This window comes from Nocardia lijiangensis NBRC 108240, assembly GCF_001613045.1.
In the GTDB taxonomy this organism is placed as follows: domain Bacteria; phylum Actinomycetota; class Actinomycetes; order Mycobacteriales; family Mycobacteriaceae; genus Nocardia; species Nocardia lijiangensis.
In genome coordinates this window covers 1-7056 of the sequence record NZ_BDBP01000171.1, presented here as the reverse complement: position 1 = coordinate 7056, position 7056 = coordinate 1, and the positions used below count along the sequence as shown (strand labels likewise).

At 70.7% G+C, this 7056-nt stretch carries 9 protein-coding genes; 4 read left to right on the top strand and 5 right to left on the bottom strand.

Going from position 1 to position 7056, the window contains the following annotated elements; genetic code table 11:
- The first annotated feature begins 550 nt into the window (after positions 1-550).
- Positions 551-982 (top strand): QcrA and Rieske domain-containing protein, encoded by a 432-nt coding sequence (locus NL1_RS35170; protein WP_067849091.1) that lies wholly within the window; start codon positions 551-553, stop codon positions 980-982.
- 2 nt (positions 983-984) lie between these two features.
- Here NL1_RS35170 and NL1_RS35165 read toward each other — a convergent pair whose 3' ends face one another.
- The 3 genes from NL1_RS35165 to NL1_RS35155 all read right to left on the bottom strand — a co-directional run bounded on the left by NL1_RS35165 (position 985) and on the right by NL1_RS35155 (position 3203).
- Positions 985-1452, bottom strand: coding sequence for a VOC family protein (locus tag NL1_RS35165; protein WP_067849084.1), 468 nt, complete (start codon positions 1450-1452; stop codon positions 985-987).
- Between the two features lie 96 nt (positions 1453-1548).
- Entirely contained in the window at positions 1549-2274 is a 726-nt protein-coding gene (locus NL1_RS35160) for a sensor domain-containing protein (RefSeq protein ID WP_067849082.1), read from the bottom strand.
- Positions 2262-3203, bottom strand: coding sequence for a hypothetical protein (locus tag NL1_RS35155; protein ID WP_156095198.1), 942 nt, complete (start codon positions 3201-3203; stop codon positions 2262-2264). The genes NL1_RS35160 and NL1_RS35155 overlap by 13 nt, the downstream gene beginning before the upstream one ends.
- A gap of 135 nt (positions 3204-3338) precedes the next feature.
- Between NL1_RS35155 and lspA the strand changes: the two genes are divergently transcribed.
- From lspA to NL1_RS35140, 3 genes are read left to right on the top strand one after another with little or no spacing between them, the layout of a single operon-like run.
- Entirely contained in the window at positions 3339-4001 is a 663-nt protein-coding gene (gene lspA, locus NL1_RS35150) for a signal peptidase II (protein ID WP_084511420.1), read from the top strand.
- Complete coding sequence (locus NL1_RS35145) at positions 3998-4924, top strand: RluA family pseudouridine synthase (RefSeq protein WP_067849076.1); 927 nt, start codon at positions 3998-4000, stop codon at positions 4922-4924. The genes lspA and NL1_RS35145 overlap by 4 nt, the downstream gene beginning before the upstream one ends.
- Positions 4917-5807 carry a hypothetical protein gene (locus tag NL1_RS35140; protein WP_307624407.1) on the top strand — a complete coding sequence of 297 codons (891 nt, stop codon included), beginning with the start codon at positions 4917-4919 and terminating at the stop codon, positions 5805-5807. Before NL1_RS35145 ends, NL1_RS35140 begins: the two co-directional genes overlap by 8 nt.
- Positions 5808-5963: 156 nt before the next feature.
- On the opposite strand, the gene NL1_RS35135 is transcribed toward NL1_RS35140, so the two are convergent.
- A complete protein-coding gene (locus tag NL1_RS35135; RefSeq protein ID WP_067849073.1) occupies positions 5964-6620 on the bottom strand; it encodes a response regulator in 657 nt (218 codons plus the stop codon).
- Positions 6617-7056: sensor histidine kinase (locus tag NL1_RS35130; RefSeq protein WP_339379981.1), on the bottom strand; the 440-nt coding region annotated here is incomplete at its 5' end. The genes NL1_RS35135 and NL1_RS35130, both read right to left, overlap by 4 nt.

The window sequence follows — 7056 nt, the reverse complement described above, 5'->3', positions numbered from 1 at the left end:
GGTTTTCGAGGCCATCGCGCGCAGCTGAACCCGCCGGGAGCGGCGTACCCGGTCGCATGAGGGGGATCGGGTACGCCGCCACGGGCCGTCGAAAGATCTTTCCCGAATGCCCCCTTCGTGTCTACTATGCCCTGTAGTAGACACGAAGGGGTGCCACATGCAGACCATCACCCTCGACCGGGTGATCGCCGACGTCTCGATCCGGCAGGCGGTACGCGCCGGATGACCCTCGGGATTCTCCTGTTGCCGTGGGCACGGCGAACCACGGCCGTCCCCCTCGAAGGGAAACCCGCTGCCGTCGAGGCCCTCTCGTCCCGCGAGCGTGCTCCGCGAGCAACGGCAAGGATGGCCGCTCGCGCCCCGGCGATTGAACCGTCGCCCACCCCATGACGTGATCAGTGCGAACGGCGATTTCGGGCGACGCAGAGCTCGACCTCGCTGCGGCGCCACCGAATTCGCCGCCACAGACCGGGGATCCGCGGCTCGCGGCACTTCCCGGCACCGGCCGATTTCGGGAGCCGACGACATCATCGTTCGAACGGAGGTCGACATGGACAACGACAATCGGGTGCTGGACCGCCGCACCGTGGTGGCGGGAGCCGGAGCACTCGCCGCGGCCGCCACCGCACTCGCGGCGTGCGGCGGCTCCGGCGACAACGCCACGGCGGCGTCCGCCCCCGCGCCCGCCGCGCGGTCCGGTGGCCCGACGGTCCTCGCCAAGACCGCCGACGTGCCCGTCGGCGGCGGCGTGATCGCCGGGGACACCGTGGTCACGCAGCCGAGCGCGGGCGTCTTCGTCGGCCTGGACAGCACCTGTACGCACGCGGGCTGCCGGGTTCGCGAGGTGGCGGGCGGCACCGTCAACTGCGCCTGCCACGGCAGCAAGTTCGGTCTCGACGGCTCGGTCGTCGCCGGTCCCGCCCAGCGTCCGCTGGCGTCCAGAACTGTTCGGGTGGAGGGTGATTCGGTCGTCGCCGGATGAACTCAGTCGTCGCCGAACATCTCCGCCATGCGCCGGTCCATCTCCTCGGGGGAGATGTCTTCCACGTGGGTGGCCACCGTCCAGCGGTGTCCCCACGGGTCTTCGAACGCGCCGCTGCGATCGCCGTAGAACTGGGTGGTCATCGGGGTCAGTTCCCTGGCGCCGCCCGCGAGGGCCGCGGCGAAGGACGCGTCGGCGTCCTCGACGTAGACGTAGATGTTGACGGGTGTGCCGCCCACCGTCTTGGGATCGAAGAATTCCATGTCCGGCGCCGGATCACCGAGCATGATGACCGAATCACCGAGCGTCAGCTCGCAGTGCGCGATCTTGCCGTCGGGGCGCGGCATGCGCATCCGCTCCGCGGCGCCGAACACCTGCTTGTAGAAATCGATCGCGGCCGCGGCGCCGTCGATCGCCAGGCCCGGCGACACCGCCGGATATCCGTCGGGGATGGGTTTCACATCGGACATGGGAGACCTCCGGTCGAGGCGTTTGTCGGATAGGGCGAGCCTATTACCGAAAAGCCCCGAAATCGCCCGATCGGCCGAAAGATCTCGTCTCCGGTCTCACGGCCCGGCGACGCCGCGCAGCCTGGCCACCTGATCGGCCGTCAGATCGGTCAGCGCCGCGGGCTCCACCGACTCCGGCGCGGTAATGGTGACCTGCGCCAATACCGAACCGACCTGAACAATCGAGACGAGCGAGATCAGGGTGAACCCCGCGCTGCTCGTACGGAGTTCGAACGCCGTCGAGGCGTCGCCTGCGGGCGGTTGATACAGACCGCCGAGCCGGTATTCGATCGCCGTCCCGTCTGCGTCGTTACCGGAATATACGGTGCATTCGCGCAATGTCTGCTGCACCGTGGAAAAGGCCGCCGCCAATTTCTCCGGCGAATAACTCGCGGCATCGATATCGATGCTGGAGAAGTTCGGGCCGTTGTAGGCGACGGTATTCCAGGTCAGCGGATCGGTGTCCTGCTCGGCCAGCGGCAACAGCACCCGCGCGCACTGGGCGGGCCGCGTCTCGGCCGTCGGCCCGGCAGGCTCGGCCTGTCCCGGACCGCGGGGATCGGGCACCGGCGTCATGCCGGGCAGGTCGGCGGGACCGAGCAGGCGCCGCGTCAGCTCGCCCGGATCGGTTGTCGGCGAACCGGTCACCGGCGCGGCGGCCACCACGGGACCGAGCGGCGGCAACGCGGGAAGGGACGGATGCTTCTCCTCCTCCGAACCGCAGCCCGCGACGACGACCGCGCCCGCCACCGCCGACAGCAGCGCGCGCCTCACTCCGCCCACGACACCTGCGTGGTGATGGTCTGCTGCAACATGCTCGCGCTGCGCGGATCCCGGTAGGCCTGGTGCCCGCCGACGGTGATGGACCCGGCCACCGGCAACGGCAGGCCGAGGTCGACGGTGATGGTCCCGGTGCCCTGCATCACGTAGTCCTCGATGTCGAGGGTGCCCGCGTTGTTCGGTAGCGACCACTCCGAGGATTTCGGCGTCTGCCGCACGTTCAGCTCGATGGTGAGCCGGTCGCCGTCGCGCTCGGTCAGCGTCGCGGTGGTGACCTGGTCGAGCGTCACGCCACCGGTCACCTCCTGGTGCACGGTCCACACCGCGCCCTCGCCGACCGGTTCGTCGGGGAACATGATCGAGCGATACACGGCCTGGTAGAACGCCTGCTCCAGCGCGGCGCGGGCGGCGTTGGAGGTGTCCGGCGACGGCGCGAGCCGCAGCGCGGTGATGGCGCCGTCGTCGCTGAAGTCGAAGCCGGCGTGCGAGCCGTCGGCGGCGGTGAGCGCCTTGTTCAGCAGCGGGTCGGGGGTGGACACCGCGCCGATGACGAGGTCGACGCCCTCGGCGCTGGTCTCGGCGGTCATCGGAATGGTCAGCGCGGGCGTCGAGAAGTCGCGCTTGGGCTGATCGTTGATCTGCTGCTCGATGCGGTGGTCGGTGCGCAGCGTCACTCGCTGGTCGGTCCCGACGACGAAATGCGGCCGCAGCACTTCGCGCGGCTCGGCGCCGGGCTCGATGAGCGTGGCGGCCGAGGCCGTGATCGGCACGGTCACTTCCTTGCCGATGCCGAGCGGCTCGGTGCCTTCGGTGGCCGCGGGCGCCTCGGCGTCGTCGCCGCAGCCGACACCGAACGCGGAAAGCCCCACCGCGAGCACGACGAGCAGCACACTCGAACGCGCGAAGCGGGGCAGGTGAGAAGAAGACAACACGGTCACGAGCAACACGATACGACCGCTTCCTGAGTGTCAGCTGGGACATTCGCGTCGCGCGCCGCCGAGCGCGTTTCGAACACGCCGCGAGGAGGCGCGGCGCGGCGCGTACGGCGCTCGAGAGATGATGATCGCGTGAGTGACGACCGGCCGCCCGAGGACAACCCCTCCGACCCAGCGCAGCAGACGACCCAGCCGCTACGGCTGCGGACCCTGCTGATCATCGCCGCGGTGTTGTTCTGCCTCGACCTGCTCACCAAGACGATCGCGGTCGCCAACCTCGAGCCGGGCGAGCCGGTGTACCTCGTCGGCGATTTCGCCCGCTTCACCCTGGTGCGCAATCCGGGCGCCGCGTTCTCGATGGCCACCGGCATGACCTGGCTGCTGACGCTGGTCGCGGCGGCCGTGGTGATCGGAGTGATCCGCATCGGCCGCACGCTGCGCTCACTGTGGTGGGCGATCGGCCTCGGCATGGTGCTCGGCGGCGCGCTCGGCAACCTGATCGACCGGCTGTTCCGCGCGCCGGGACCGCTGCAGGGCCACGTCGTCGACTTCGTCGCGATCGGCTGGTGGCCGGTGTTCAATGTGGCGGACTCGGCGATCGTCTGCGGCGCGATCCTGCTCGTGGTGCTGACGGTGTTCGGTTTCGAACCCGACGGCACCCGGACCGGGCACGGCGCGGCCGATGAAGAGCAGGCCTCGACGGCGCAGGCCGAACCGCCCGCCGAGACCGAAACGACGAAGGACGAGCCGAAGAAGAACGAGCCGGGCGGCACCGGAGAGGAGAACGCGGCATGAGAGAGACCAGGACCATGCCGGTGCCCGACGGACTCGACGGCATGCGGGTCGACGCGGGCCTGTCCCGGCTGCTCGGGCTGTCACGCACCGCGGTGGCGGCGCTCACCGCCGAGGGCTCGGTACAGCTGGACGGCATCCCGGCGGGCAAGTCCGACCGGCTCGTCGCGGGCGCTTGGCTGGAGGTCGAATTCCCCGAGCCCAAGCGCGAACTCACCATCGAGGCCGAGCCGGTGGAGGGCATGAAGATCCTCTACGCCGACGACGACATCGTCGCGGTGGACAAGCCGGTCGGCGTCGCCGCGCACACCGGCGTCGGCTGGACCGGCCCGACCGTGGTCGGCGGACTGGCCGCCGCCGGGTACCGGATCTCCACCTCCGGCGCGCACGAACGCCAGGGCATCGTGCACCGGCTCGACGTCGGAACCTCCGGTGTGATGGTGGTCGCCCAGTCCGAGCACGCCTACACGGTGCTCAAGCGGGCGTTCAAGCAGCGCACCGTGGACAAGCGCTATCACGCGCTGGTGCAGGGACATCCGGATCCCAGCAGCGGCACCATCGACGCCCCCATCGGCCGCGCCCGCGGCAACGACTGGAAGTTCGCGGTCACCGCCGACGGACGGCCCAGCGTCACCCACTACGACACCGTCGAGGCGTTCCAGGCCGCAAGCCTGCTCGACATCCACCTGGAGACCGGCCGCACCCACCAGATTCGCGTGCACTTCTCGGCGATCCGGCACCCCTGCTGCGGTGACCTCACCTACGGCGCCGACCCGCGCCTGGCCGAACGCCTCGGCCTGTCCCGGCAGTGGCTGCACGCCCGCTCCCTCGGCTTCCACCATCCCGCCGACGGACGCTGGCTGGAGATCACCAGCGAGTACCCGGACGATCTGAAGAACGCGCTGGACGTCCTGCGCAATGCGTGATCGGCCCGGGTCCGGTGGGAAGCGTCGCGAGGGCGACGCGGCCGCCGACGGGCCCGAGAACCCCGCTGCCGGAGCGCACCCGGAGCGAGAGACCGCAGGCGAGGGCGACGTCGATTCCGGACGACCGCAGGACCCTGTCGCAGAGGAGCACCAGGGTCGCGCGGCATCGGATCGCGTGGACGCCGAGGACGAGGAGCGCCCCCGCGGCCGACGGGAGCGGATGCTTCGCGGTGCTCTCGCCGGGGCGCTGGCGGTCGGTGTCGTCGTGTTCATGGCCGTGCTCGGTGTGCTGAATCCGCCGCGCGAACTCGGTGTCGGCACCGACCGGCTCGGCCCGGACCGCGCCGAGCCGGTCGCCGGCTACCTCGTTCGAGCCCGAGATTCGCTCTCGGGCGCCGACACCGAACCGCACTGGGCGCTGGTGTCGTTCACCGAACCGATAACGCCACAGGCGATTCCCGCGCACAGCGGCGGACTGCGCATCGGGCAAGTGCTGCACCGCGTTCCGATCCCGGGCGTGCAGACGCCGCTGGTCTCGGTGGCGGTGCCCGCGGGCGACGCGGTGGCCGTGGCGTCCGCCGACGCGGCCGCGTGGCAGATACAGGACCAGCTGGAGCGCACCGGCGCGATCGACGAGCGCTACCCGCGGGTCATGACGGTCTCCATGTCCCGCCTGCGGGCCGGATGCGCCTGCACGGTCGGCCTGGTCGTCCGCGGCACCCTGCCGGAACTTCGAAACCTCGCCTCGGTCAACGGCATCCGCGCGGTCGAAGCCTTGCCCGCCGATGCCGTGGCAGGCCACTTCGCGGTGAGCCCGCTGCTGCCGGAGTACATCGAGACCGTCGTCCCCGGACCGGACGACGCCCCTGTCCCCGACAACTGACCGGCAGCGGTGCGAGATTCGGCGCACTGTCCGCACAACCACGGGCAAGCGCCACGACACTCGGCGCACCGCCCGCACAACCGACGGGCAAGCCACGAGATGCGGCGCACGGTCCCACGGGAGAGTGCCACGAGATTCCGTGCACCGCAGCGCTTCTCACGTGGCGGGTGTAACGAGCCCCGCCTCGTAGGCCGCGATGACGAGCTGGACTCGATCGCGGGCAAGCAGTTTCGCCAGGATCCGGCTGACGTGCGTCTTCACGGTCAACGGACTGAGCACCAGGGTCTCGGCGATCTCGGCGTTGGTCAGACCGCGCGCGACGAGGACGAGCACATCGAGTTCGCGATCGGTGAGTGCGCCCAACGTCGGGCGCGGCGCGGGATCCGGCGCGGCCCTGACCCGCGCGATGACCGCGGCGGTGGCGCTCGGCGACAGCAGCGCTTCCCCGGCCGCCACCGTGCGGATCGCGTCCAGCAGCGCGGCGGGCTTGGTGTCCTTGATGAGGAATCCGCTCGCGCCCGCGCGCAGGGCAGCGAGCACGTTGTCGTCGGTGTCGTAGGTGGTGAGCACCAGCACCCGGACACCCGCGAGGTTCTCGTCGGCGGCGATCGACGCGGTCGCGGCGATACCGTCGAGATCGGGCATGCGGATGTCCATCACCACCACGTCGGCCCGTTCCGTACGGGCCGTTGCCACCGCCTCGCGCCCGGTCGCGGCCTCCCCCACCACCGTCATATCGGGTGCCGAGGCGACCAGCAGCGCGAACGCGCCGCGCACCAGAGCTTGGTCGTCGGCGAGCAGCACCCGGATCACGAAGCGACTCCGGTGGTCTCGCTCGGCTCGCCGTCGGCTCGCAGCGAATCAGCCACCGCACCGATCTCTTCGGGCGCCTCCGGAATCGGCAGTTCGGCGGTGACGGCGAAACCTCCGTCCGTGCCGAGCGTCCGCAGCGAACCCCCGACCGCCTCGGCTCGCTCGACCATGCCTCGGATGCCGAAACCCGCTGCGGCATCCGAGGTTCCGCGACCATCGTCGGTGACGCGCACGATCAGCCGATCGGCGCCGTAGTCCAGCCACACCGTGGCGCTGGTGGCCCGTGCGTGCTTGGCGACGTTGGTGAGCGCCTCCTGGACGATCCGGTAGGCGACCATCTCGACGGTCGGTGCGAGCGCACGGGCCGTGCCGCGGGTCTCGAACGCGACCCGCACCCCCGCCGCCTCGGCCGGTTCGGCCAGCGCGGACAGCTGCG

Coding starts and splice junctions, on each gene's coding strand:
- NL1_RS35170 (WP_067849091.1), top strand. CDS start 551: ATGGACAACGACAATCGGGTGCTGGACCGCCGCACCGTGGTGGCGGGA.
- NL1_RS35165 (WP_067849084.1), bottom strand. CDS start 1,452: ATGTCCGATGTGAAACCCATCCCCGACGGATATCCGGCGGTGTCGCCG.
- NL1_RS35145 (WP_067849076.1), top strand. CDS start 3,998: ATGAGAGAGACCAGGACCATGCCGGTGCCCGACGGACTCGACGGCATG.
- NL1_RS35140 (WP_307624407.1), top strand. CDS start 4,917: ATGCGTGATCGGCCCGGGTCCGGTGGGAAGCGTCGCGAGGGCGACGCG.